This is a genomic window from Sphingopyxis sp. YF1 (assembly GCF_022701295.1).
GTDB lineage: Bacteria > Pseudomonadota > Alphaproteobacteria > Sphingomonadales > Sphingomonadaceae > Sphingopyxis.
Genome location: NZ_CP033204.1, coordinates 2978576 through 3003489 on the forward strand (window position 1 = coordinate 2978576; position 24914 = coordinate 3003489).

Genomic DNA, 24914 nt, shown 5'->3' on the forward strand with positions numbered 1-24914 from the left:
GGCCAGAGATCATCCCGATTTCATCCCCTTCGCCTCCGCGGCGTCGAGATAATCGGCCCACCACTGCATCATCGGCCGCCGGTGGGCCAAGTAGCGGGCAGAATTATAGGCTGCCCGAACACCGCGCGGCTGGTGCGCGAGCTGGCACTCGATCCAGTCGGGTTCGAAGAGCCCGCTCTCGTTCAAAACCGTGCTCGCGAGCCCGCGAAACCCGTGGACGGTCGCCTTTCCGCGGAGGCCCATGCGATACATGATATCAAGCATCCGATTGTTACTTATAACCCGGGATTTGGTGTAGGCCACCGGGAAGAGAAAGCGGCCAAGTTTCGCATTGCCGGCTTTGCGATACACGTTGATGTCGTTGATTTCTTCGAGCAGCTCAAGCGCCTGCCTCGGCAGCGGCACGAGATGCTCGGATCGCATCTTCATGCGCTCGGGCGATATGCGCCACGTCGGATTGGGGCCGTCCAGTTCCTCGAACTCGTCCCACTCGGCAAAGCGTGTCTCCTGCGTTCGCACCATCGTGAGCATGGTCCATCGCAGTGCGAGATGGCTCATGCGTTCGGCCCCGTCGGCGTTCAGCTTCAAGTAGAACGAAGGCAAGTCTTTGGCAGCGACTTTGGGGTGGTGCTTCACCGGCCTCGCCTTAGTCAGCGCCGGCGACAGATCGCGGCACGGATCGCTTTCGCAGCGACCGTCAGGAATTGCGTAGCGAAAAATCTCGCTGCAGTGGTTCTTGACCCGGTGAGCCATTTCAATCGCGCCCCGCGCCTGAATCTTGCGGATCGCATCGAGCATCTGACGCGGCGTTATCGTGCTGATTTCGAGCTTTCCGACTGCCGGGAACACGTCCGCCTCGAGCCGCCCGATGACGAGCGCCGCATAGCGAGGAGACCAAGCTAGCATGCGCGTTTCCAGCCATTCGCGAGCGATATGTTCGAATGTGTTCACGATCGGCGCGGATGCACCTACAATCGCCCTCCCCTTCGCGGCCTTTCTCTCTGCCGAAGGGTCGAGCCCGAGAGCGAGCTGATGCTTCATCATGTCACGCCAGCCTCGCGCCGCGAGCAAAGTCGTCGCCGGATACAGCCCACCGGAGAGCAACTTCTGCTTTCCGTCGAAACGATAGGCGAAGCGCCAAGTTTTCGATCCATTCGGCTGAATGAGGAGGAAGAGCCCTCCCCCGTCAGCTTTCTTGTACGGCTTCGATGTGGGTTTGAATGCCTTAATGGCGACGTTCGTGAGCACGGCACAGCCTTTCCCAGCGCGCGAACAGGTTCGAATCCTGCGCACGCGAAATTTGTTGGTAGGAGCGGAATTGCTACCAACAATCTGGCCAAAAACGGCTCGAGCTGCAAGGGCACGGCCTGAGCGGAATCGCGATTCCGTCTCAAGATAACTCATTGTTTTTATTAACTTAGATGAGATGTCCTGAGCGCTTAAGAGCGTCTCTGGAAACACCGGCTGGCTGGGGCGGCAGGATTCGAACCTGCGCATGGCGGTACCAAAAACCGCTGCCTTACCGCTTGGCTACGCCCCAACGGCCGGTGCGACGCGCGCTCTATAGCGCGCCGCTTTCTATTGCAAGGCGGGTCGGCGGATCAGAGGCGCGTGACCCAGCCGTGCGGGTCGGCGGCGCGGCCGCGCTGGATATCGACCAACTTGGCCTTGAGCATTTCGGTGACCTGTCCGGGACCGCCCGCGCCGATCGTGAAGCTGGTCTCGCCGCGCGTCACCCTGCCCACCGGGGTCACCACCGCGGCGGTGCCGCAGGCAAAGCTCTCGGTCAGCTTGCCGCTTTCCGCATCGGCCTGCCACTGGTCGATCGCATAGGGTTCCTCGCGGATCGTCAGCCCGGCGTCCTTCGCCAGCGTGATGATCGCATCGCGCGTGATACCGGGCAGGATCGTGCCGGTGAGCGGCGGGGTCACGATGCTGCCGTCGGCGAACACGAAGAACATGTTCATGCCGCCCAGTTCCTCGATCCAGCGATGTTCGGCGGCGTCGAGGAAGACGACCTGGTCGTGCCCCTTGGCGATCGCTTCCTGCTGCGCGATCAGGCTTGCGGCATAATTGCCGCCGCATTTGGCGGCGCCGGTGCCGCCGGGCGCCGCGCGCGTATAATCCTCCGACACCCACAGCGAGACCGCGGGGGCGCCCGACTTGAAATAATTGCCTACCGGCGAGACGATGACGAGGAAGTGATATTCGGACGCGGGCTTCACGCCCAGGAACACCTCGCTCGCATACATGAAGGGGCGCAGGTAGAGCGCGCCGCCCTCGACCGGCGGGAACCAGTGCGCGTCGGCGGCGACGGCTTCGCGAACCGCGGCGATGAACAGCTCTTCGGGCAGTTCCGCCATCGCCATGCGGCGTGCGCTGGCGTTGAAGCGCGCGGCATTGGCCTCGGCGCGGAACAGCGCCATCGAACCGTCGTCGAGCCGGTACGCCTTCAGCCCTTCGAAGATTTCCTGCGCATAGTGGAGCACCGCGGTCGCGGGGTCGAGCATCAGCGGCCCGCGCGGCATCACCTGCGCGTCGTGCCACCCCTTCGCCTCGCTGTAGCGGATCGACACCATATGGTCGGTGAAGACGCGTCCGAACTGCGGGTCGGCGATCGCCGCCTCGCGAACCTCGTCCGCCGTCGGATTGGCGTGCGGCAGGCGGGCGAAGCTGAGTGCGGTCATGACGGAAAAACCTGTGGCTGGAGGGTGATCGACGGGATGAATCGTGCGCGCCTCTTGCCAAAGGAGCGCGCCGGGCGCAACGGTAGCGACTATGCCGGACGATAATTTTCTTTCACAAGTCCCCGCCGCATCCGCTCTTTTCTTGCGCGAGGCCGAAGTGCGCCGCGGCATCGAATATCTGTTTTTCGCGCACGGATCGCTGTGGCGGACGATCGACGCCCGGCTCGCCGAACAGGACCTCGGCCGCGCACACTACCGCGCACTCTATTTCATCGCCCGCCAGCCGGGGCTGACGATTTCGGACCTGCTCGCGCTGCTCGGCATTACCAAACAGTCGCTGGGGCGCGTCGTCAAGGACCTCGAGGCGCGCGACTATCTGGCGACCCGGCCGGGCAATCGCGACCGGCGGCAAAAGGAATTGCGGCTGACCGATGCGGGCCGCGCGGTCGAAGCGTCGATCTTCGGCGTGCTGCGCGACGCGATGAGCCGCGCCTACACCCATGCCGGTCAAACCGCGGTGACCGGTTTCTGGCAAGTCAGCGAGGCGCTGATGCCGCCGCGCGAGCGCGGACGCGTCGCGAGGCTGGGCGGCGACCCCGGCTGAACCGAAGCCGCCTATCCCTCGCCCCGCGCGAGGTCGGCGAGCTCCCGCCCGCGGTCGCGCGCCGCGCGCAGCACGTTGGTCATCAACGCCGCGAGCTGGCCGTCGACATCGAGAACGTCGAGCCCGGCCTGCGTCGTGCCGCCCTTGCTCGCGACCTGGGTGACGAGCGCGCCGGGCTTCTCGCCGCTGCCCGCGAGCAGCGCGGTCGCGCCGCCGAAGGTCGCGGTCGCCAGCTTGAGCGCATCGTCGGCCGACAGGCCGAGTCGCTCGCCCGCCGCCGCATAGGCTTCGATCAGGCGGAAGACGAAAGCGGGCCCGCTGCCGGTGAAGGCGGTCACGAGGTCCATCGACGAATCGTCGGCGAGCGGCACCACGTCGCCGAGCGGCTGCAGCAGCGCGGCGACGGCCCTGTCGTCGCTCTCTCCGCTGCTCGCCACCGCCGTCACCCCGGCGCCGATACGCGCGGCAAGATTGGGCAGGATGCGCACGTGCGCCTTCGCGCCGGGAAAACGCGCGGCGAGATCGGCGAGCGAGACCCCGGCCAGGATCGAGAGCAGATGCGCGCCCGCGACGTGCGGCCCGAGTTCGGCGGCCACTTCGCCCAGCTGCTGCGGCTTCATGCCCAGCATGATCCAGTCGGCGCCGCCGCCCGCGGCCTGCCAGTCGCCCAGCGACCCATAGTGCGCGATCCCGTCGCGCGGCGCAGCGAAGGGGTCGACGATCGCGACCTGCGCCGCATCGAGTCCCGCGACGCGCCAGCGATCGAGCATGGCGCCCGCCATGTTGCCGCAGCCGACCAGCAGCAGCCGGCCGGAGAAGGTCTCCAAAATCTTCGTCATGGTCCCTACTTCGTCCCTAGCGACAGCTGCTCTCCGGACCCGAGATCAGGTCGAGACAGCGGCCGTCGATCTTGTTCGCATCGACCGGCAGGCCGATCAGCGCCGCCAGCGTCGGCAAAATGTCCACCGTCATCACCGCATTCGGCTGTTCGAAACCCGCCAGCCCCTTGCGCCAGAAGAGAATCGGCACGCGGCGGTCATAGTCCCACACCGACCCGTGCGTCGCGACATAGCCGATACCCGGTTCGGGAATCGGGGTGACGCGCGGTTTCAGGGCGATGATGAAGTCGCCCGAGCGCTGCGGATTGTACGACGCGCGCAGCTTGTCCATCAGCGTCCACACGTCGGGCGACCGTTTCGAGATCGCGTGCGCTTCCAGCTCCTCGCGCGTGACGACCGCCTCGACCTGCGGATGCGCGCGCAGCCGCGGCAGGACTTCGGCGAGCGCCGCCTTGCGCTGCGCCGCGGTCAGCGCCTTCGACAGATAATAGTCGCCGCCGTCACCGAGCAGCAGCGGTTGCGGCAACCCCAGCTTTTCAGCGACCGCCTTGCCCAGCACCGCGGGATCGAGCGCCGGATCGACGCGCTCGGCGGCGGGCCAGGCATTCTGGCGATTGCGTTCGGGCAGGTCGTGCCCGCCATGGTCGGCGGTCATCGCGACGGCATAGTCGATGCCGGTCGCATCGAGTCGCGCGAAGAAATCGCCGAGCTCGCGGTCGAGCCCGGTCATCTGCAGGCACATCTCGCTGCCCTCGGTCCCCGTGCCGTGGCCGACATAGTCGGTCGCAGCGAGGCCGAGGATGAGCAGATCGGTCGTTTCGCCCTCGCCCATCTTGCGCGCCGCGCGCAGCGCCGCGCCGGTCGCGAGCACCGCGCCATCGGCCTCGGGCGAAGCGAGAAAGCGCCGGAAATCACCGGCGTCGCGCGCAAGGCGGCCGGTACCGACGGTCGCGCCCTTGCTGCCGACCGGGATCGCGATGTCCTGCCGCGCGCAATCGGCGGGAAGCGCAAGGCCGGGACGCGCTTCGCCGATCGCGGCGGCGATCGCGGCGCCCGCCTTGGTGGCGGTCGGCGACAGCGCGGTTCCGCGATAGGAGGTGAGCCCGGTCGGCGCGAGCCACATCAGTTCGTCGGCCTTGTGCCCGCCCATCATGATCGCCGAACGGTCCTTGCCCGACACCGAGACGACCTGCGCCCGGGGGTCGCGATCCTTCATCAGGTCGCCGAGCGTCGGAACGAGCAGATGCCGGACCGACGGCGCATATTGGCCGCTCTTCGACGAGGTACCGGCAACGCTCTCATCCTCGGCGCAATAGATGCGCTTGTCGTCGCGCGTCGCCGACAGGTCGAAATAATTGTTGCCGACAATGCCCGTGCGCGCCGGATGGCTGCCGGTCAGGATCGTCGAATGCCCGGGACAGGTCTCGGTCGCGCCGTGCGCCTGATAACCCGCGGGAAAGACGACGCCCGACGCGAGCCGGGCAAAACCGCCGGTGAAACGCCCGCGATATTCGGCGAACAGGTCGGCCGAGAATTGATCGACCGAGATGACGACGAGCAGCTTGGGCGGCGGCGTCGCGGCGGTCACCTTCGGCGCCGGAGCGGCTGCATCCTGGGCAAAAACGGCGCCCGTGGCGGCGACGGCGAGCGTCGCGGCAAGCGCGGTCGCCAGATGTTTGAGCGTCATGAGCGGCATGTCCCCTTTGGCGGCATCGGTGCGGGCTGTCCTCTCGGCCAAAGCCGCCTATATGGCAAGCCTTGAACGACGGATAGCGGCGGGACGAACATGCATCGCGAAGGACAGGATTTCTGGACCGGCATCGGGCGGGCGGCGCTGGTCTTGCTCGCTTTCGCCCTGCTCCTGGTCGCACCCGCACGCGCGACGAACATCCAGCCGCAACTCGTCGCCGAATCGCCCGCACCGGCGCCCGGCGGCGCGACGACGCTCGCGCTGGCGATGAACCCCGACAAGGGCTGGCACGGCTATTGGCTGAACGGCGGCGACGCCGGTTTCGGCATGTCGGTCGAATGGAACGCCCCCGAAGGGGTGACGATAGCCCCCTTCCGCTATCCCGTGCCCGAGGCGCTGGTCCTGTTCGGCATGATGAACCATGTCTACGAACATCCCTTTGCGCTGCTCGCCGATGTCCGCGTCGACAAGAATGTCGCCCCCGGCACCGACCTGACGCTGTCGGGCGTCGCCAACTGGCTTGCCTGCACCGACAAGGTCTGCGTTCCCGAAAAGGCCGTGATCTCGGTCAAGCTGACCGCGGGCGACGGCAAGGTGACGCAGGCCGACCGCGCCACGTTCGACGCCTGGCGGGCCCGTCTGCCGCAACCGCTCGAACAAACGGGCCGCTGGGAGCGGCGCGGCGAGACGGTGCGCTTCGAAATCCCGCTGCCCGCCGGCGCGGCGATCGACACGCCGCACCTGTTCCTCGAGACACCCCGCCTTGTCGACTATTCCGCCCCGCAGGCGTTCAGCCGCAACGGCGACTGGATCGTGGTCGAAACGCGCGCCAACGGCGACGCGGCGGGTCCGATGGCCGCACTGTTCAAACTGGCCGACGGACGCGGCCTGTCGGTGGACTTCGAACCGGGCCCGGTGCGCGCCGCGGGCGATCGGATTGCGGCACCCGCCGCGGGCATCGACGGCACGCTGTTCTGGACCGCGCTCGGCGGCGCGATCCTCGGCGGACTGATCCTCAACCTGATGCCGTGCGTCTTCCCGATCCTCAGCCTCAAGGCGCTGAGCCTCGCGCGCTCGGGCGGCGATGCACGCGAAGCCAAGGTCGAGGCGCTCGCCTATACCGCGGGCGCGGTGATCACCGCGCTGTTGCTGGGGGGGGCGCTGCTGGCGCTGCGCGCGGTGGGCGAACAGGTCGGCTGGGCGTTCCAGTTGCAGCATCCGCTGAGCGTGCTGATCCTCCTGATCCTTGCCATCGCGATCACGCTCAACCTGCTCGGCACCTATGAGCTGCCGTCCTTCGGAAAAGGCCAGACGCTGACCGCGAAGAGCGGCGCCGCGGGCGGTTTCTGGACCGGAGCGCTTGCCGCCTTCGTCGCGACACCGTGCAGCGGGCCTTTGCTCGGGGCCGCGCTCGGCGCAACGCTGGTGCTGCCGGCATGGGCGGCCTTACCGATCTTCGGCGGGCTCGGGCTGGGCCTCGCCCTGCCCTTCCTCGCGATCGGCTTTGTTCCGGCCTTGCGACGCCGGTTGCCCAAACCGGGACCATGGATGGCAAAATTCCGCAAATGGATGGCGCTGCCGATGGGGCTGACGGCGCTGGCGCTTGCGTGGCTGTTGTGGCGCCAGATCGGCAGCGGCGCCGGGCTTGTCTATCCGCTGATCGCGGCGAGCATGGCCATCGTCCTGCTGTGGCATTTCGGCGCAATCCAGCGCGGCGACCGCCGAAAATGGCTTCTTGGCGCGGCCGCCCTTCTGCTGGTCGGCAGCCTTGCCGCGACAACCGCCGAACTCGCACGAACCGAGCATAGGGTAGCAGCCTCGGGGTCCGCCTTCTCGTCCGAAGCGCTCGCCAAGGCCCGCGCCACCGGCAAGCCCGTCTTCGTCTATTTCACCGCCGACTGGTGCCTGTCGTGCAAGGCGAACGAGGCCGGCGCGATCCATCGCGAGGCGGTGCAGGCGGCGTTCGACAAGGCGGGGGTGATCACGCTCGTCGGCGACTGGACCAACGGCGATCCCGCGATCACGCGCACCCTCGCCGAACATGGCCGCAACAGCGTGCCGCTCTACCTCTGGTACGCGCCGGGCGCCGGCAAGCCCGAGATTCTGCCGCAGATCCTCACCCCGGGCATGTTGACCGGCAAGGCGGCGGAACGCTGATGGCAAAGCAGCGCGCCGACCAGCTGCTCGTCGACCGCGGCCTCGCCGAAAGCCGGACGCGCGCGCAGGCGCTGATCCTGGCCGGGCTCGCCTTTGTCGGCGATCGCAAGATCGACAAGGCGGGGCAGCAGATCGCCGACGATGCCGCGATCAGCGTCAAGGGCCGCGACCACCCGTGGGTGTCGCGCGGCGGGATCAAGCTCGACCATGCGCTGACCCATCTCGGCTGGGACGTCACCGGCGCGGTGGCGATCGACGTCGGATCGTCGACCGGGGGCTTCACCGACGTGCTCCTGAGCCGCGGCGCGGCACGTGTCTATGCGGTCGATTCGGGCACCAACCAGCTCGCCTGGAAACTGCGGCAGGACGAACGCGTGATCGTCCACGAACAGACGAGCGCGCGCATCCTGACCCCCGCGCACATTCCCGAACCGGTCGACCTCATCGTCTGCGACGCGAGCTTCATCGCGCTGTCGAAGGTGCTCCCCGTGCCGATGGCCTTTGCCCGGCCCGGCGCGCGCATGGTCGCGCTGATCAAGCCCCAGTTCGAAGCCGAACGCCACGAAGTCGGCAAGAAGGGCGTCGTGCGCGACGCCGCGGTCCATGCGCGCGTGTGCGCCGGGGTCCACGCCTGGCTCGAAGGCGAAGGATGGTCGGTCGTCGACCTGGTCGAAAGCCCGATCACCGGCCCCGAGGGCAATGTCGAATTTCTGATCGCGGCGGAGAAGCGTGCCGCTTGACGCTGCGCCGCGCAATCGCGACACAATGCAACGGATTCGCATGTGGGGGATATTGCGGGCATGACCGAAATCGCAACGCCGGGCCAGCTTCGCATGTCCTATCTGCGCTGGGCGCTCGTCACGGTTCCCGCGATCCTGCTAGGCGGCAGCCTGTCGGGGCTGTTGTCGAACAGCGGTTACGGCAACCGCTGGTTCGCGGCGCTCGACCTGCCCGCAATCACCCCGCCGGGCTGGGTGTTCGCGACGGTCTGGCCGATCCTCTACATCTGCCTCGGCCTGTCGCTCGCGATGATCCTGCATGCGCGCGGCGCAAAGGGGCGCGGGCTCGCGCTCCTGCTCTTCTTCATCCAGCTGGTCGCCAACTTCGCCTGGTCGCCGCTCTTCTTCGGCGCCCATCAGGTCACCACGGCCTTCTACCTGATCGTCTTCATCCTGCTGATGACGATCGCGACCGCTTTCGCCTTCGCGCCGATCCGCAAGGCCGCAGCGTGGCTGCTTGTCCCCTATATGGCCTGGCTCTGCTTTGCATCGATCCTCAATTTCCAGATCGACCAGCGCAATCCCGGCGCCGAGACCCTTGTCCCCGCCGCCGCCAGCACCCAGATAGGTAGCGGCCCGAAAGATTTTTGAGGGGTCCTCCCCCGACGAAGGAAAGACTGATGCAAAGCGAAAACCGCATTTTTGACGATCTCGCCAAGATGATCAACGGCGTTGCCGGAACCGTGGCGGGCGCGGGACGCGAAGCCGAATCCGCGATGCGCGAGCGCGCCAAGGAATGGATCGGCCGCATGGACTTCGTCAGCCGCGAGGAATTCGAGGCCGTGAAGCAGATGGCGGCCACGGCGCGGGCCGAGGCGGAGGCGCTGAAAGCGCGCCTCGACAAGCTGGAAGGCGCCGCGAAACCCGCCGCCGCCAAGCCCGCGGCGCGCAAGCCCAAGGCGGGCTGACGCAGCGACTCGCCACCTTGCGCGTTTCGGTCTAAAGGCGCGCGCATGAGCGACGATATCTACGATGACGACGACGGCCAGGACGCGGCGCCGATGGAAATGCTCGCGTCCTATTTCGCCGCGCACGACTGGCCGCACGAGATGGTCGGCGAGGACGAGATCGTCGCAACCGCGCAGGGCAGCTGGACGGCCTATGAACTGCGCGCCGTCTGGCGTGCCGACGACGGCGTCATCCAGCTGCTCGCCTTCCCCGATATCCGCGTCGTCGAGGACAAGCGCGCCGTTGCGCACGAAGCGCTGGCGCTGATCAACGAACAGCTCTGGCTCGGCCATTTCGAACTCTGGTCGAACAGCGGCACGATCCTGTTCCGCCACGGCATGCTCGTCGGCGGCGACGGCTCGCTGTCGCTCGACCTCACCGAAACGCTTATCGAAAGCGCGATCGACGAATGCGAGCGCTTCTATCCGGTGTTCCAGTTCGTGCTGTGGGGCGGCAAGTCGCCCGCGGAAGCGCTGGCCGCCTCGCTGATCGAAACGCGCGGCGAGGCCTAGAGTGTTTTCAAGTCAGGTGGACTCACCTGACGACCCGGAAAACATGGAAAAACAAAATTCTAGAGTGCCGGTTTTGATTCGATCAAAACCGAACGCACTCTAGGCTTTCAAACCGCAGCCGTGAGCCTGTCGAAGGGCACTTCTCGGATAGGCGCCCTTCGACAGGCTCGGGGCTGCGGTGATTCCCTTCAGCGCTTTTCGAAACGCGTCAGCCCGGCACCGAGCTGATTCTCGCCGATCGCCAGCGCTTCGCCGCTCCAGTCGGCGACGAATACCGACTTGCGGCCCATCCCGGCGGGCAGGCTCGCGCGATTGCCCGCGATGGCAAGCCCCCGCGACGGATTCTTGCGGTCCTCGGCGGCGACCGCGATCAGCGCCGAGTAATTTTCCTTGTCGCGGCCCTGGATGAACAGATTGTTCGCGATCCGCCCGGTCGCGCCCGCCGGCAGGTCGATCATATAGTTGGTCGCGCTGCCCTGCGTGTCGTCGAAGCTGTTGTCGCGAATGTCGACCTGCGCGGCGCGCGTCTTGAGATAATGGCCGCCGCTGCCCTTTTCGAAGCGCGTCCGGGTCACCGTCACACGACCATAGAGGCCGGTATAGACGCTGTGCGCGCAGCTCAGCCCGCGGTCGCAGCGGCCGAGGCGCGAGAAGGTCGAGCGATCGATGCTCAGCGACGCGTCGGGGGCGTCGGCGGTCAAAATGCCCTGCTCGCTGCCGCGGAACATGCTGTTCACCACCTCGAGGTCGCTCTTTTCGAGCCGGATGCCCGCACCGTTGCCGTCGGGCACGCGCATGTTCTGGAACACGATGCCATCGACCCGGGCGCCGCCGCCGCGCAGCACCAGCGCCGCCTTGCCCTCGCATGTTACCCCGTCGAAAACCGCGCTTCCCGGTTCGGCCGCGACGAAGGCGACGCGCCCTGCGGTCTGCACGGCGCAGTCGCGATGATAGCCGGGCGCGATGCGGATCGTCCCCTGCCCGTCGCCGATGGCGTCGACCGCATCCTGCAACCGGCCGAACCCCTGGCCGCTCTCGGCGATCACATAGGGCGTCCCGCCGGTCTGGGCGGGGGCGGGCGCGGCGACGACCGCGGCGGCGATCAGCAGCGCGGCGATGAGGCTGGGACGGATACGGGTCATGGCACGGCCTTAACCGAAACGGCGGCGCCAGTCGTGTGCAAGGCTGGTTAACCGCCCGGCCGTCCCGAAACCGGACGCCCGCGGGGCGGCGGATTAACCGGTCAGCACCAGCGCCGGATTTCGAGGTTGGGCGAATAATAGGTCAGATATTGCGCCAGCCGCGGCCGGTCCGACCGGTTGGGACTCGCGGCGTGGGGCAGGTCCTGCCGCCAGATGATCAGGTCGCCCGCGCGCCCCGCGACATGTTTCACCTCCGCCGAAAAATCGAAGGCACGCGGGTCGGCGCCGTCCAGCGCGTCGAACCAGCTGTCGATCCTGCGATGGAAACCGGGAACGCAGCGAAAGGCCCCCTGATCTTCCTCGGTGTCGGACAGATAGAGGACCGATTGGGTCGCAAAGGGGATCGGCCGGGCCAGGCTGGCATCCCAGTGCACGTCCGAACCGCTGAACAAATGCCCCGGCCGTTCGGGCGGATTGAAACCGATACGGTCGACCGTCACCCACAGATCTTCGCTGCCCCAGAGCTGCGCGAATGCCTTGTGCACGCGCGGCGAACGGCGCGCGGCCTCGAGTGCGGGATGCTGGAAATGCGGCACCATGATCCCGTTGGTTCGGGCCGAATACCAGCTTTCGGGGTCGTCGGGTGACGCGCCGATCACCTCCCACAGCAGCGCCTTCACCGCCGCGATTTCGTCGGGCGCGATCGCGTCGGGCAGGATGACATAGCCATGCTCGTCCCAATGCGCGAGCGCCGCGGCGTCGAGAACATCGGGCATGGCGGCGATCGCGGCGAGTTGCGCCGCCGCCGCCTCGCCCGGCAGCTGCTCCATCAGCCAGCCATGGTAGCGGTCGAGCAGCACCGGATCGGGCGCCCCCGCGGTTGCGAGGATCCAGGCCTGGAATTCCGCAAAGTCGGGCTTCGTCCCATAGAGGATTTCGAACACCTGCTGGTTGCCCAGCCCGAGCGTGTCGAGCAGCAGCTTGCCGATCATCTCGTCGAGCGGCGGCCCCTTGCCCGAATGCGACGCCCAGAATTCCTCCAGACATGCGACTTCGGGCATTTCCACCGTCATGGTCATTCGCTCTTCCTCAGTCGAGATTGGGGCGCAGCCAGCGCGTCGCGGTCTCGATATCGACCCCGCGCCGCTCTGCATAGTCGGCAAGCTGGTCGCTGCCGATCCGCGCCACCCCGAAATACTGGCTTTCGGGGTGCCCGAAATAGAAACCGCTGACCGCCGCCGTCGGCAACATCGCGAAGCTTTCGGTCAGCACCAGCCCGGCGTTCGCGTCTGCCTGGAGCAGATCGAACAGGATCGGCTTCAGGCTGTGGTCGGGACAGGCGGGATAGCCCGGCGCCGGGCGGATGCCGCGATATTCTTCCTTGATCAGCGCTTCGTTGGTGAGCTGCTCGCCCGGTGCATAGCCCCACAGGGTGGTGCGCACATGCTGGTGCAGCCGCTCGGCGAAGGCTTCGGCGAAACGGTCGGCCAGCGCTTTCAGCAGGATGTCCGAATAGTCGTCCTTGTCGGCGCGAAAGCGCTCCGAAAAAGGTTCGATGCCGTGGATGCCGACCGCGAAACCGCCGATCCAGTCGCCCGCCGGATCGATGAAGTCGGCAAGGCACATGTTGGCGCGGTCGCGGCTCTTCTTGATCTGCTGGCGCAGGAAGGGGAGCGTCACATGCCGTTCCTCGTCGGCGAGGTGGATGGTGACGCTGTCGCCGTCGCGCGCGCACGGCCAGAAGGCGCAGACGCCGCGCGCGGTCAGCCATTTTTCCGCAATCAGCCTGTCGAGCATCGCGTCGGCGTCGGCCTTGAGCGCCACCGCCGTCTCGCCGACCACCTCATCCTCGAGGATCGACGGATAGGTGCCGTGGAGCTCCCACGCGCGAAAGAAGGGCGTCCAGTCGATGCAGTCGCGCAGATCCTCGAGCGACCAGTCGTCGAAGCGGTGCAATCCGGGCTGCAGCGGCGGCGCGGGTTTATCGCTGAGGTACGCGTCGTAATAGTTGGCGCGCGCTTCCTCGATGCTCAGCAGCACGCTCTGCCCCTTGCCCGCGCGGACGTCGCGAACATGAGCATAATCGTCCTTGTATCCCTGCACATAGGCGTCGCGGCCGGTGTCGCTGACCAGCGCCGTCGCGACCCCGACCGCGCGGCTCGCATCCAGCACATGCAGCACCGGCCCCGTATACGCCGGATCGATGCGCAGCGCCGTGTGCACCCGCGACGTCGTCGCGCCGCCGATCAGCAGCGGCATCGTCATCCCCGCGCGCTGCATTTCCTCGGCCACCGTCACCATCTCGTCGAGCGAGGGGGTGATCAGCCCGCTGAGGCCGATCATGTCGGCGTCATTCTCGTTCGCCGCCTCGAGGATCTTCGACCACGGGACCATCACGCCCAAGTCGACGATCTCGAAGCCGTTGCACTGGAGCACGACGCCGACGATATTCTTGCCGATATCGTGAACGTCGCCCTTGACGGTCGCCATCACGACCTTGCCCTTGCCCTTCGCCCCCGGCTCCTTCGATGCCTCGATGAAGGGCAGCAGGTGCGCGACCGCCTTTTTCATCACGCGCGCCGATTTGACGACCTGCGGCAGGAACATCTTGCCCGATCCGAACAGGTCGCCGACGACGTTCATCCCGTCCATCAGCGGGCCCTCGATCACCTCGATCGGGCGCGGCATCAGCAGGCGCATTTCCTCGGTATCGTCGACGACATAGGCATCGATGCCCTTGACCAGCGCATGTTCGAGGCGCTTTTCGACCACCCAGCCGCGCCATTCCTCGGCGGCCTTCTCCTGCGCCGCATTGGTGCCCTTGTAGCGTTCGGCGAGCGCGATCAGCCGCTCGGTCGGGCTTTCGGCCTCGCCCTCGACCTTGCGGTTGAGGATGACGTCCTCGCACGCATTCCGCAGTTCGGGGTCGATCGTATCGTAGACGTCGAGCTGCCCCGCGTTGACGATCGCCATGTCGAGCCCGGCCGGGATCGCATGATAGAGGAAGACGCTGTGCATCGCGCGCCGCACCGTCTCGTTGCCGCGGAAACCGAACGACAGGTTCGACAGGCCGCCCGAAAAATGGACGTGGGGACAGCGGACACGGATGACCTTCACCGCCTCGATGAAGTCGACGGCATAATTGTCATGCTCTTCGAGCCCCGTCGCGACCGCGAAGATATTGGGGTCGAAGATGATATCCTCGGGCGGAAAACCGATCGTCATCAACAGCTTGTAGGCGCGCTCGCAAATCTCGACCTTGCGCGCCTGCGTGTCGGCCTGCCCCACCTCGTCGAACGCCATCACGACGACCGCCGCGCCATAGGCCATGCATTTGCGCGCATGCGCGAGGAATTGTTCCTCGCCTTCCTTCATGCTGATCGAATTGACGATCGGCTTGCCGGGAACGCATTTCAGCCCCGCCTCGATGACGTCCCATTTAGAGCTGTCGATCATCACCGGAACGCGCGCGATGTCGGGCTCGGCGGCGATGAGCTTCAGGAAGGTGGTCATCGCATATTCGGCGTCGAGCAGGCCTTCGTCCATGTTGACGTCGATGACCTGCGCACCATTCTCGACCTGCTGGCGCGCGACCTCGACCGCCGCGGTATAATCGTCGGCGAGGATCAGCTTCTTGAACGCCGCCGAACCGGTGACGTTGGTGCGTTCGCCGATATTGACGAAGCTGGAGGAAGCGGCGGTGGTCATCGGACTATCCTGAATACGGGCATTAAGCGGCGAGCGGGCGGGCGAGGACGAGATCGTCGTAGAGTTTGCCGCCGACGTTGAACTGGCGCGTGCCGAGGTCGGCGAACCCCTGTTTCCGGTAGAAGGCGAGCGCGCGTTCGTTGCGGGCATAGACGCCGAGAAGCAGGCGGCGATGGCCGCACGCCGCCCCGAGCGCCTGCTGCATCAGCGCCGCGCCCAGCCCGCTCCCGTGAAAGCGCGACAGCGAATAGATGCGCTTGAGCTCGATATCGCCTTCCCCCGCGGCGGCGAGGTCGGGCTTGCCGACGAGCACGAAGCCGACGGGCGCTCCGCCCGGCTGCGCCTCGGCGATCCACGCGCGCGCACCGTCCGCCAGATGGGCGCGATAGGCCGCGTCGCTGTGCTGCGCCGCGCAGTGGCCGACGATCGCATCGCCATCGAGAATCCCGGCGAAGGTTTCGAGGAAGGTCGCGGCACCGATCAGCGCCAGCGCCGCCGCGTCTTCGGGTCCGGCTTCCCGGATCGTCCATGTCGGATCGTCGCGCATCGCTTCAGGCCGCCATGGTGAAAGGTTCGAGCCCTGCCAGCCGCGTGCGGACCGGCACCTCGGGAATCGACCGCGGCGCGAGGCCCTGCACCGCCTGCGCCATCGCCGCGATATGCGCAGGCGTCGAGCCGCAGCAGCCGCCGAGGATATTGACCTGCCCGTGCGCAGCCCATTCGCGCACGAGCTCTGCCGTCGTCTCGGGCAGTTCGTCATATTCGCCGAGTTCGTTGGGCAGGCCGGCGTTCGGGTAGACCATCACCAGCGCGTCGGCGAGGTCGGAGAGCACCTTCACATGCGGGCGAAGCTGCGCTGCGCCGAACGAACAGTTCAGCCCGATCGTCAGCGGCCTGGCGTGGCGCACCGCGTACCAGAAGGCCTCGACCGTGTGCCCCGACAGGTTGCGGCCCGACAGGTCGGTGAGCGTCATCGAGATCATCAGCGGCAGGTCGCGGCCCACCTTGGCCTCGGCCTCGAGCGTCGCGGCGATCCCCGCCTTGGCGTTGAGCGTGTCGAAGATCGTCTCGATCAGGATGAAGTCCGCCCCGCCCTCGGCGAGCGCGACGACCTGTTCGAGATAGACGTCCTTCAGCTCGTCGAAATCGATCTCGCGATAGCCGGGATTGTTGACGTCGGGCGACAGCGACAAGGTCTTGTTCGTCGGCCCCACCGCGCCGGCGACGAAACGGCGGCGACCGTCGCGCGCCTGATAGCGGTCGGCCGCCTCGCGGCCGAGCCGCGCGCTTTCGTGGTTGATGTCGGCGACCAGATGTTCGGCGCCGTAATCCGCCTGGCTGATCCGGTTGGCGCTGAACGTATTGGTCGAGACGATATCCGATCCGGCCGCCAGATAGGATTCGCCGATCGCGGTGACGACATCGGTGCGCGTCAGCGCGAGAATGTCGTTGTTGCCCTTCTGGTCGTGGCCGAGCCCGAGCGCGCCCGCATAGTCGGCCTCGTCGAGCTTGCGCAGCTGGATCTGCGTTCCCCAGCCGCCGTCGGTCAGCAGGATGCGCTCCTTCGCGGCGGCAATCAAGGCATCACGGGCGGTCATGCGGCTTCCTCCGTTGCGGGTGCCGCCACACGGCGAAGGCCGAGCAGGTGGCAGATGGCGTAGCTGAGCTCCGCCCGGTTGAGCGTGTAGAAATGGAAATCGCGCACCCCGCCCGCATAGAGGCGGCGGCACATTTCTGCGGCGATCGTCGCCGCGACGAGCTGGCGCGCCGCGGGCAGGTCGTCGAGCCCGTCGAAAAGCGACACCATCCATGCCGGAATCTGCGTGCCGCACATGTCGGCCATGCGCCGCGTCTGCGATACGTTCGATACGGGCAGGATGCCGGGGATGATCGGCGCATCGATCCCCGCCGCCGCGGCCGCGTCGCGGAACCGCAGGAAACAGTCGGGCGAGAAAAAGAATTGCGTGATCGCGCGGGTCGCCCCCGCGTCGAGCTTGCGCTTCAGATTGTCGAGGTCGGACTGCGCGCAATCGGCATCGGGATGCGTTTCGGGATAGGCGGCGACCGAAATGTCGAACGGGGCGATGTTCTTGAGCCCCGTGACGAGTTCGATCGCATTGGCATAACCGTCGGGGTGCGCACGATACGGCGCGCCGCCCGGAACGTCGCCGCGCAGCGCGACGATATGGCGCACCCCCGCATCCCAATAGGCGTGCGCGACCTCGTCGATCTCGGCGCGCGACGCCTCGACGCAGGTCAGGTGCGCCGCGGGCGGCACCGCGCTTTCGGCGGCAATCCGCGCGACGGTCGCGTGGGTTCGCTCGCGCGTCGAGCCCCCCGCACCATAGGTCACCGACACGAAGCTGGGGCCAAGCGGCTCGAGCGTGCGGAACGTCTCCCAGAGCTGGGCTTCCATCTTTTCGGTCTTGGGCGGGAAAAATTCGAAGCTGACGCCGATGTCGCCGGCAAGGTCGGCGAAAAGCGGCGAGGCCGCCGCACGGCGCGCCTCGGCGAGCGAGTTCAAATTCGATGTCATGCCGCAAACCTCTTGCCTTGCCCGTCATCGCGGACGGGGGATTGATCTTCATCGGAACGGCGGCGGCCGAGCCACAGCTTCACCGCCAGGTCGCCGCCCTCGAGCGTCTGCGCGGTTTCGAGCACCAGCCCGGCCGAGGCGAACCAGCCGCGGATCTGCGCATCCGAAAACCCCAGGCGCGCATGCGCCGCGAGCGTGCGCATTTCCTCGTCCTCGTGCGGCGCGAAATCGACGATCAGCAGATGACCGCCGCCACGCAGCACGCGCCCCGCCTCGGCGATCACCCGGTCGGGTTCGTGCGCGAAGTGCAGCGCCTGGTGGATGACAATGCTGTCGATGCTCGCCCCGGCAAGCGGCAGGTCGAGGAAATCGCCCTGGACGAGGTCGATCGGCACCGCCTGCCCCGACAATTTGGTCCGCGCGATGCGCAGCATTTCGGGGCTGCGGTCGAGCGCGGTGATCCGCCGCGCGGTCGGCGCGAAAATCTCGGCCATGCGCCCGGTGCCCGTGCCGATGTCGAGCAGATGGCCGAGCCGGCGGTTGTGCATCAGCCCCAGCATCGCCGCCTCGACTTCGCTTTCGGCGACATGACGCGAGCGGATCGCGTCCCATTCGGCGGCATGATCGGCGAAATAGCGTTCGGCTGCAGCGGCGCGCTCGATCCGCACCGCGGCAAGGCGCTGGGCATCCTGCGCCACCACCGCGGCCTCGCCCGGCGAGAAAGGCCAGAGTTCGGCCCGAACCAGAAGATCGCCGACCGGGCCGCCCTCGGCGATCCGCAGGAAGACCCAGCTGCCTTCGCGGCGGCGCTCGATGATCCCCGCCTCGGCAAGGATGCGGACATGCCGCGACACGCGCGGCTGGCTCTGGTCGAGCACCACCGCCAGTTCGCCGATCGCCAGCTCCATCTCGCGCAGCAGGGCGACGACTCGCAAGCGCGTCGGGTCCGCCAGGGCACGGAAAATGTCGAGCAATTCGGTCACGAAGTGTGATATAAAGATTTCTTTATATGTCGTCAACCGAGCGTCGCGGCAAAAACCCGCGCCTTTCTCCCCGATGAACGACCACCTCGCCGCATTTGCGCCAAGGCGCGCAAAAAGTCCGTTGCGCCCGATTCTGCGACATTGTAGCTATGAGGGCGGTTGGCAATTCGCCGGGTCCTGACGGATCGCTCCGGATGCTACCGATCAGTTCAATCGAGAGGGGTATTCCCACATGAAGAAGTCGATCACTCTGTCGCTCGTTCTGGCCGCCTCGATGGGCCTGGCTGCTTGCGGTGAAAAGAAGGCCGAAGAAGCACCGGCGACCACCGAAGAAGCCGCGACCCCCGAAGCCGCCGCTGACGGCGCGATGGACGCCGCGGCCGGCGCCGCCGACGCGACCGCCGCTGCTGCGGGCGAAGCTGCCGACGCCGCTGCCGGCGCCGCCGACAAGGCTGGCCAGGCTGCCGACAAGGCAGGCGAAGCTGCCAAGGCCGCGACCGAAGCGACCGACGCTGCCAAGGGCGCGCTGGAAGAAGCCAAGAAGTAAGCTTCTTTCCGGTCCCTGGACCGAAGGACAAAGGGGGTCGCCGGCCTGGGCCGGCGGCCCCTTTTCCTTTGGGCGCGATGGAACCCAATGCGGTTGCCAAGCGCTTGAGCCGTGGTTAGGCTTCGACCCCAGGGGCCGGATGCTGGCCGCCTTGGCATTTGAAAGGATATTACATGCGCAAACTCATCATCGCGTCGATGGCCGCTGCCGCGTTCAGCCTCGCCGCCTGCTCGGAAAAGGCCCAGCAGGAAACGTCGGAAGCCGGTGCCGCCGTTGCTGACGATGCAGCTGCCGCGGGCGACGCGGTTGCCGACGGTGCCGCCGAAGCCGCCGACGCGACCGCTGCCGCCGCCAAGGACGCCGGCAACGCCGTCGAGGGCACGGTGAACGCTGCGGGCGATGCCGCCGCCACTGCCGGCGACAAGATCAAGGAAGAAACCGCCAAGGCCGAAGCCAACGACAAGAAGTAAGTCGTCGGCGCGCCCGAAGCGTGCAACAAGGGGGCTCCATTCTTCGCGAATGGGGCCCTTTTTCGTGGGAGAAGAATGATGCCCTTGCCCCGCCTGACGATGGCGATGCTGGCGACGATGGCGCTCATGCCGGCCGGCGGATGCAGCCGCACCGACAATGAACCCGGACCCGGCGGCGTCACGGTCAGCGAAGCCAAGGCGCTCGACGATGCCGCCGAAATGCTCGAAAGCCGCGACAGCACCCCCGCCGGCGCAACCGAAACCTCCGGCGGCGGCGACGCGACAAAAGGCGAATGAAGGCTTTCGGCGGGCAAGACGCGGCGCTAGAACGGTCCGGTCCCGCGACTGGCGCTTGCAGATGGAGTCCCATCGGGGAACGGGACGGACGCCTCATCCTTTCGAGTTGTCCTTCCGAGCCGCGCGCCTGGGTGCCCCACCGCTAGAGCAAGGGACCATCCGCATGACCGAACCACAGCCGCTCCAGGTCGTTTTCCTCCTCTTTCCGGGCATCACCCAGCTCGATTTCACCGCGCCCGCACAGGCGCTCTGCCGCATGCCCGGGGCCAGCCTCGCGGGGGCCGCCGCGAACCTCGACCCGATCGCGACCGACAGCGGCTTCTCGATCGTGCCGACGCATGATTTCGCATCGTGCCCGCAGGCCGACATCCTCTGCGTTCCCGGCGGCCACGGCGTGACCGAAGCGCTGGGCGACGCCGCAACCATCGCCTTCATCGCGCGCCAGGCGGCGCAGGCGCAGTGGGTGACGAGCGTGTGCACCGGCGCGTTCCTGCTCGGCCGCGCCGGCCTGCTTGCCGGCAGGCGCGCGACCACCCATTGGGGCTACACCCACCTGCTGCCGCTCGTCGGCGCCGAACCGGCGCCGGGGCGGGTCGTCGAGGATGGCCGGGTCGTGACCAGCGGCGGGGTAACCTCCGGGCTCGACTTCGCGCTGACGCTGATCGCGCGGATCCGCGGCGATGCGGCGGCGCAAGCGATCCAGCTCGCGATCGAATATAACCCCGCCCCGCCCTTTGCCGGCGGTCACCCCGATCGCGCACCCGCGGCGGTGACCGAGGGGCTGAAAGCGCGGGTCTATGGCGCGGCGGCGGCGCGGATGGAGGAAGCGCTGACCGCACCGGACTAGCGGCAGTCGGTCAGCGCGATCTCGAACAGCTTCGGCCAATATTTGCCCGTGACGAACAGTCGCTTCGCCTTCGGGTCCCACGCGATGCCGTTGAGCACCTCGTCGCGATCGGACGCGCCCGCCTGTTCCCCAAGGCCGGTCAGGTCGATGAAGGAGGTCACCGTCCCACTGTCGGGGTCGATCCGCACGATCGCATCGGTCATCCAGACATTGGCCCAGATTTCGCCGTCGATCGTTTCGAGCTCGTTGAGCATCGCCAGCGGCCGCCCGGCGAAGTGCACCGTGACGCGCTTCTGCTCGGTCATCGTCGCCGGGTCGAAATAGCGCAGCTCGGGGGTACCGTCGCTGAGGACGAGGCTGTCGCCGTGCAGCGTCACGCCCCAGCCCTCACCCGTGTAGCGGAACCTCCCGACGGGCTTCAGGTCCTTCAGCCGCCAGCGATTGCCGACCCCGCCCTGCCACGTCACGCCGATGATCTGGTCGCGCCAGCGGACGATGCCTTCGCCGAACTGGTCGGCGGGCAATTTCGTTTCGGCGAGCGCCTTTCCTGTCGCGAGGTCGACCCGGGCGACCTTCGACCGGCCATATTGCCCGGTGCCTTCGTAGAGATGCCCGTCGTGCCAGAACAGCCCTTGGGTGAAGGACGAGGGATCGTGCGGATAGGTCTGGACGATGCGATAGCCGCAGCGCGGCGGCGGCGCGACGGTCTCGGCGGCCGCCGGTGGCGCGGCCCCCGTCGCCGGCGGCGCCAGCGCGAAGACGAGGGCCAGCAGCAGGCTCATGACGCCGCCACCGGGACCGGCGCACGCTGCCCGCGCCGCAACGCTTCGAGCCGCGCGTGGGTCTCGAGCAGCGGCGCGGCGACGGCGCGCAGCGCGGGCGACGCTTCCTGCTGCTTGGTTGCGGAATCGGGGGTAAAGGCCTGTGCCGGCGCCTTGGAATAGCGACCGCCCGCCGCGACGATCCGCGCCCGATCCGCGCCCCCCGGCGCGACGCCGAAATGCGGCAGGACGCTGTCGACCAGCGCCCCGGGCAGCGCGGCATAGTCGAGCAGCAGGCAGCGATCGTCGACCGCATCGGCGGCGGCGCGGCAGATGCGGTCGAGAATCCACGCCGGATAGTCGCTGGCCGCCGCGGCCTCATAGGCGTCGATGCCATAGGCATCGAGCGGCAGCACCCCCGGGCGGCAATGCATGCCCGGCCGCCTCTGCTGCGACACGAGCACCTCGACGGGGTCGCGATAGAGGAAGACCCACGGGGTGTCGGCCCAGACCCGGCGCAGCATCGGCAGCACGAAACAGTGCCACGCGTCGAGCTTGATGAAGCGATGCCGCGCATCGCCGCGCCGGTCGCGGGTCAGCGCGCCCGCCATCGCACCGATCGTGCCGGGCGGCAGGACGCCCCGCCCGACAAGCTGGATCACCGTGTCGAGCACCGGCGGTTCGGCAACCACGACATGATCCGCCGCCGCGCCGAGCATCTGTCCGACGAGCGTCGAACCGCAGCGCGACATGTGAAAGACGAGGCCATCGGGCGGCGGGGCTTCGGCAAAGCTCTCGATCGCCGCGAGCGGTGTGGCGCAGCGCATCAGCCGGTTGAACGGCAATATCTGCGCCTTGCGCTGCGTTTCCTCGAAAAAGGGGTCGGTCAGCGGCAGGCCGGCAAAGTGCAGCCATTCGACGAGGATGCGACCCTCGTGCCGCTTGAGGTCGACCGGCAGCCAATGGCGCGGCGGCGCCCCGGCGAGCAGCAGCGCGGGCAATTGTCGCTGCATCTGCGGCGTCGCGGCGCGCGCCAGCCCCGCGGCAAAGGTTTCGCGGGCGATCGGCAGATCAAGGCCAGCCGCATAGACGGTGATCGCGTCGAGAAACGCCGCAGTATCAGCGATCGGCGCCAGACGAAGCTGCGCGTCCTCGTCGGCAAGCAGCGCGGTGCGCAGGCGGTCGATGGGGGTAGCCGTGGTCATCGGCGCAACACATGCCCGGCCCCGAACCGTCCTGCAAGCGGCACAAGGGAAAAGGGCCGGCGGATCGCTCCGCCGGCCCTTCCTGTCAGCTTGCGCTGGATGGCCTGGATGGCGCGGACTTAGAAGTCCATGCCGCCCATGCCGCCCATGCCGCCGCCGCCCATCGGCATTGCCGGCTTGTCTTCGGGCAGCTCGCTCACCGCCGCTTCGGTGGTGATCAGCAGGCCCGAAACCGACGCAGCGTCCTGAAGCGCGGTGCGCACGACCTTGGTCGGGTCGATGACGCCCGAGGCCTTCAGGTTCTCATAAGTGTCGGTCGCGGCGTTGAAGCCCTGATCCTGGTTGTTTTCACGCAGCAGGTTGCCGGCGACAACCGCACCGTCGTGGCCGGCGTTGGCCGCGATCTGGCGCAGCGGCGCTTCGATCGCCTTGCGGACGATGTCGATGCCGCGGGTCTGGTCGTCGTTGGCGCCCTTCAGGCCGTCGAGGGCCTTGGTCGCGTAAAGGAGCGCGGTACCGCCACCGGGGACGATGCCTTCCTCGACCGCGGCGCGGGTCGCGTGCAGCGCGTCGTCGACGCGATCCTTGCGTTCCTTCACCTCGACCTCGGTCGCACCGCCGACCTTGATCACCGCAACGCCGCCGGCGAGCTTCGCCAGTCGTTCCTGCAGCTTTTCACGGTCGTAGTCGCTGGTCGTGGTTTCGATCTGCGCGCGGATCTGTTCGACGCGGCCCTTGATCGCATCGGCTTCACCCGCACCGTCGACGATGGTCGTGTTGTCCTTGTCGATGGTGACGCGCTTGGCCTGGCCGAGCATGTTCAGCGTGACCGACTCGAGCTTGATGCCCAGGTCTTCGCTGATCATTTCGCCGGCGGTCAGGATCGCGATGTCCTGCAGCATCGCCTTGCGGCGATCGCCGAAGCCCGGCGCCTTGACGGCCGCGACCTTCAGGCCGCCGCGCAGACGGTTCACGACGAGGGTCGCGAGCGCTTCGCCTTCGATGTCCTCGGCGATGATCAGCAGCGGACGACCCGACTGCACAACCGCTTCGAGGATCGGAAGCATCGACTGGAGGTTCGACAGCTTCTTTTCGAAGATCAGGATGTACGGGTCGGCGAGTTCGACGACCATCTTCTCGGGGTTGGTGATGAAGTAGGGCGACAGATAACCACGGTCGAACTGCATGCCCTCGACGACGTCGAGTTCGAACTCGAGGCCCTTGGCTTCCTCGACGGTGATCACGCCTTCCTTGCCGACCTTTTCCATCGCTTCGGCGATCTTCTCGCCGACTTCGGTGTCACCGTTGGCCGAGATGATGCCGACCTGCGCGATTTCCGAGGTGCCCGCGACCGGGGTCGAACGGCCCTTGAGGTCTTCGACGACCTTGGTGACCGCGAGGTCGATACCGCGCTTCAGGTCCATCGGGTTCATGCCGGCGGCAACCGACTTCATGCCTTCGCGAACGATCGCCTGGGCGAGGACGGTCGCGGTGGTGGTGCCGTCACCGGCCTTGTCGTTCGCCTTCGAGGCGACTTCGCGCAGCATCTGCGCGCCCATGTTCTCGAACTTGTCCTTGAGTTCGATTTCCTTGGCGACGCTGACGCCGTCCTTGGTGATGCGGGGGGCGCCGAAGCTCTTGTCGATCACGACGTTGCGGCCCTTGGGGCCCAGCGTGACCTTGACGGCGTCGGCGAGGATGTCGACGCCCTTCAGGATGCGCTCGCGCGCGTCGCGCGAAAATTTTACGTCCTTGGCAGCCATTGGCTCATTCCTTTCAAAGGCGCAGAAAACTGCGCAACTTCACTCTCAAATCGTTGGACGGACTCAGGCGATGATGCCGAGGATGTCCGATTCCTTCATGATCAGCAGCTCTTCGCCGTCGACCTTGACCTCGGTGCCCGACCATTTGCCGAACAGGATGCGGTCGCCGGCCTTGACGTCGAGCGGAATGCGGTCGCCGTCCTCGTCACGGGCGCCTTCGCCGACCGAGACGACTTCGCCTTCCTGCGGCTTTTCCTTGGCGGTGTCGGGGATGATGATGCCGCCAGCCGTCTTTTCTTCGGCTTCGATACGGCGGACGAGCACGCGGTCGTGCAGCGGACGAAATTGCATGGATATCCCTCCAGAAATGCAAATGATGTCGCTTAGCACTCACGGGGTGCGAGTGCTAACAGGCGGCCATATGGGTGGCACCCCCAAG

Annotated in this window: 25 protein-coding genes and 1 tRNA gene; 10 read left to right on the plus strand and 16 right to left on the minus strand. The window is 67.0% G+C overall.

What is annotated here, in order from left to right; genetic code table 11:
• Positions 1–9: 9 nt before the first annotated feature.
• The 3 genes from EAO27_RS14510 to EAO27_RS14520 all read right to left on the minus strand — a co-directional run bounded on the left by EAO27_RS14510 (position 10) and on the right by EAO27_RS14520 (position 2687).
• Positions 10–1248: an integrase arm-type DNA-binding domain-containing protein gene (locus EAO27_RS14510; protein ID WP_242770913.1), complete on the minus strand. Its 1239-nt coding sequence runs from the start codon at positions 1246–1248 to the stop codon at positions 10–12.
• A gap of 217 nt (positions 1249–1465) precedes the next feature.
• Positions 1466–1540, minus strand: a tRNA-Gln gene (locus EAO27_RS14515).
• A 61-nt stretch (positions 1541–1601) separates the two neighbouring features.
• Positions 1602–2687, minus strand: a complete 1086-nt coding sequence (locus tag EAO27_RS14520) for a branched-chain amino acid aminotransferase (protein ID WP_242770915.1) — start codon at positions 2685–2687, stop codon at positions 1602–1604.
• A gap of 91 nt (positions 2688–2778) precedes the next feature.
• Between EAO27_RS14520 and EAO27_RS14525 the strand changes: the two genes are divergently transcribed.
• Positions 2779–3291 carry a MarR family transcriptional regulator gene (locus EAO27_RS14525; protein ID WP_242770917.1) on the plus strand — a complete coding sequence of 171 codons (513 nt, stop codon included), beginning with the start codon at positions 2779–2781 and terminating at the stop codon, positions 3289–3291.
• A gap of 11 nt (positions 3292–3302) precedes the next feature.
• On the opposite strand, the gene proC is transcribed toward EAO27_RS14525, so the two are convergent.
• Together proC and EAO27_RS14535 are read right to left on the minus strand one after the other, a co-directional pair.
• The gene (gene proC / locus EAO27_RS14530; RefSeq protein WP_242770919.1) at positions 3303–4130 is read right to left on the minus strand and encodes a pyrroline-5-carboxylate reductase; all 828 of its coding nucleotides are present in this window, start codon (positions 4128–4130) and stop codon (positions 3303–3305) included.
• Between the two features lie 16 nt (positions 4131–4146).
• Positions 4147–5817, minus strand: coding sequence for an alkaline phosphatase family protein (locus tag EAO27_RS14535; protein ID WP_242770921.1), 1671 nt, complete (start codon positions 5815–5817; stop codon positions 4147–4149).
• Positions 5818–5916: 99 nt separating this feature from the next.
• Here EAO27_RS14535 and EAO27_RS14540 point away from each other — a divergent pair, with 99 nt between their 5' ends.
• Genes EAO27_RS14540 through EAO27_RS14560 form a run of 5 tightly spaced genes read left to right on the plus strand, consistent with a single transcriptional unit; the run spans position 5917 to position 10216 of the window.
• The gene (locus EAO27_RS14540) at positions 5917–7977 is read left to right on the plus strand and encodes a thioredoxin family protein (protein ID WP_242770923.1); all 2061 of its coding nucleotides are present in this window, start codon (positions 5917–5919) and stop codon (positions 7975–7977) included.
• Complete coding sequence (locus tag EAO27_RS14545) at positions 7977–8717, plus strand: TlyA family RNA methyltransferase (RefSeq protein ID WP_242770925.1); 741 nt, start codon at positions 7977–7979, stop codon at positions 8715–8717. Before EAO27_RS14540 ends, EAO27_RS14545 begins: the two co-directional genes overlap by 1 nt.
• 60 nt (positions 8718–8777) lie before the next feature.
• A complete protein-coding gene (locus tag EAO27_RS14550) occupies positions 8778–9347 on the plus strand; it encodes a TspO/MBR family protein (protein WP_242770927.1) in 570 nt (189 codons plus the stop codon).
• A gap of 29 nt (positions 9348–9376) precedes the next feature.
• Complete coding sequence (locus EAO27_RS14555) at positions 9377–9664, plus strand: accessory factor UbiK family protein (protein WP_242770929.1); 288 nt, start codon at positions 9377–9379, stop codon at positions 9662–9664.
• 45 nt (positions 9665–9709) lie between these two features.
• A complete protein-coding gene (locus EAO27_RS14560; RefSeq protein ID WP_242770931.1) occupies positions 9710–10216 on the plus strand; it encodes a YbjN domain-containing protein in 507 nt (168 codons plus the stop codon).
• Between the two features lie 188 nt (positions 10217–10404).
• On the opposite strand, the gene EAO27_RS14565 is transcribed toward EAO27_RS14560, so the two are convergent.
• The 7 genes from EAO27_RS14565 to EAO27_RS14595 form a co-directional block, all read right to left on the minus strand.
• Positions 10405–11358: a right-handed parallel beta-helix repeat-containing protein gene (locus EAO27_RS14565; protein WP_242770933.1), complete on the minus strand. Its 954-nt coding sequence runs from the start codon at positions 11356–11358 to the stop codon at positions 10405–10407.
• 101 nt (positions 11359–11459) lie between these two features.
• Positions 11460–12437, minus strand: a complete 978-nt coding sequence (locus EAO27_RS14570; RefSeq protein WP_242770935.1) for a phytanoyl-CoA dioxygenase family protein — start codon at positions 12435–12437, stop codon at positions 11460–11462.
• Between the two features lie 10 nt (positions 12438–12447).
• On the minus strand, positions 12448–15066 hold the full coding sequence (gene metH / locus EAO27_RS14575) for a methionine synthase (RefSeq protein ID WP_242770937.1): 2619 nt from the start codon (positions 15064–15066) through the stop codon (positions 12448–12450).
• Between the two features lie 22 nt (positions 15067–15088).
• On the minus strand, positions 15089–15613 hold the full coding sequence (locus tag EAO27_RS14580) for an N-acetyltransferase (protein ID WP_242770939.1): 525 nt from the start codon (positions 15611–15613) through the stop codon (positions 15089–15091).
• 4 nt (positions 15614–15617) lie between these two features.
• Positions 15618–16664, minus strand: a complete 1047-nt coding sequence (locus tag EAO27_RS14585; protein WP_242770941.1) for a homocysteine S-methyltransferase family protein — start codon at positions 16662–16664, stop codon at positions 15618–15620.
• A complete protein-coding gene (metF, locus tag EAO27_RS14590; protein ID WP_242770943.1) occupies positions 16661–17602 on the minus strand; it encodes a methylenetetrahydrofolate reductase in 942 nt (313 codons plus the stop codon). The genes EAO27_RS14585 and metF overlap by 4 nt, the downstream gene beginning before the upstream one ends.
• The gene (locus EAO27_RS14595) at positions 17599–18585 is read right to left on the minus strand and encodes a metalloregulator ArsR/SmtB family transcription factor (RefSeq protein ID WP_242770945.1); all 987 of its coding nucleotides are present in this window, start codon (positions 18583–18585) and stop codon (positions 17599–17601) included. Before EAO27_RS14595 ends, metF begins: the two co-directional genes overlap by 4 nt.
• A 232-nt stretch (positions 18586–18817) precedes the next feature.
• On the opposite strand from EAO27_RS14595, the gene EAO27_RS14600 reads away from it, so the two are divergent.
• From EAO27_RS14600 to EAO27_RS14615, 4 genes are all read left to right on the plus strand, one after another.
• Positions 18818–19132: a hypothetical protein gene (locus tag EAO27_RS14600; protein WP_242770946.1), complete on the plus strand. Its 315-nt coding sequence runs from the start codon at positions 18818–18820 to the stop codon at positions 19130–19132.
• A 173-nt stretch (positions 19133–19305) separates the two neighbouring features.
• A complete protein-coding gene (locus tag EAO27_RS14605; protein WP_242770947.1) occupies positions 19306–19602 on the plus strand; it encodes an entericidin EcnAB in 297 nt (98 codons plus the stop codon).
• A gap of 75 nt (positions 19603–19677) precedes the next feature.
• Positions 19678–19899 carry a hypothetical protein gene (locus EAO27_RS14610; protein WP_242770949.1) on the plus strand — a complete coding sequence of 74 codons (222 nt, stop codon included), beginning with the start codon at positions 19678–19680 and terminating at the stop codon, positions 19897–19899.
• Positions 19900–20062: 163 nt separating this feature from the next.
• Complete coding sequence (locus tag EAO27_RS14615) at positions 20063–20746, plus strand: DJ-1/PfpI family protein (protein ID WP_242770951.1); 684 nt, start codon at positions 20063–20065, stop codon at positions 20744–20746.
• Here the strand turns inward: EAO27_RS14615 and EAO27_RS14620 are convergent.
• The 4 genes from EAO27_RS14620 to groES form a co-directional block, all read right to left on the minus strand.
• A complete protein-coding gene (locus EAO27_RS14620; RefSeq protein WP_242770953.1) occupies positions 20743–21528 on the minus strand; it encodes a glutaminyl-peptide cyclotransferase in 786 nt (261 codons plus the stop codon). The two genes, EAO27_RS14615 and EAO27_RS14620, sit on opposite strands and share 4 nt — an antisense overlap.
• Positions 21525–22712 carry a hypothetical protein gene (locus EAO27_RS14625; protein ID WP_242770955.1) on the minus strand — a complete coding sequence of 396 codons (1188 nt, stop codon included), beginning with the start codon at positions 22710–22712 and terminating at the stop codon, positions 21525–21527. The genes EAO27_RS14620 and EAO27_RS14625 overlap by 4 nt, the downstream gene beginning before the upstream one ends.
• A gap of 119 nt (positions 22713–22831) precedes the next feature.
• Complete coding sequence (groL, locus tag EAO27_RS14630) at positions 22832–24475, minus strand: chaperonin GroEL (RefSeq protein WP_242770959.1); 1644 nt, start codon at positions 24473–24475, stop codon at positions 22832–22834.
• A gap of 63 nt (positions 24476–24538) precedes the next feature.
• Positions 24539–24826 carry a co-chaperone GroES gene (gene groES, locus EAO27_RS14635; RefSeq protein ID WP_242770961.1) on the minus strand — a complete coding sequence of 96 codons (288 nt, stop codon included), beginning with the start codon at positions 24824–24826 and terminating at the stop codon, positions 24539–24541.
• Positions 24827–24914 lie beyond the last annotated feature (88 nt).